General features: G+C 39.0%; 1 protein-coding gene. It reads right to left on the bottom strand.

What is annotated here, in order from left to right:
* The coding region (locus tag CWC11_RS22090; protein WP_171038527.1) for a substrate-binding domain-containing protein at positions 1–392 on the bottom strand (392 nt) is incomplete at both ends.

Below are 392 nucleotides of genomic sequence, written 5' to 3'. Positions count from 1 at the left end.
ATCAATTACTTGTTCAATGTTACCAATTTTAACACTCGTTGATTTGTTTAACGAGTCAACGGCTTCATTAAGCATACTTTGTACTTGCTTCGACTGTGAGAAACAGCCATACATAGGGTATTGCGTTAATTCGGCTTTTCTGATGCTGTCTTGATTTGCTAGAGGGTGATTTCTCGAAACAAATAAAACTAACTGATCAGGCAGGTGAATATCACTCACTATGCTATTTGCACTTTGTAAATATACGCTAATATCAATCTCACCAAGTTGTAGCTTACGAGTAAGCTCCAACTCATCTTGCACCTGCATTTCGATCTTCACATTAGGGTACTGAGCTAAAAACTGACCGCAAGAAACTGGCACGATGCTGCTAGCTTGAGTCGTATAACCAA

It is taken from the genome of Pseudoalteromonas sp. S3178 (assembly GCF_005886985.1).
GTDB lineage: Bacteria > Pseudomonadota > Gammaproteobacteria > Enterobacterales > Alteromonadaceae > Pseudoalteromonas > Pseudoalteromonas carrageenovora.
Note: the sequence above shows the minus strand (reverse complement) of the source record. Positions and strands in the feature narration are given on the sequence as shown.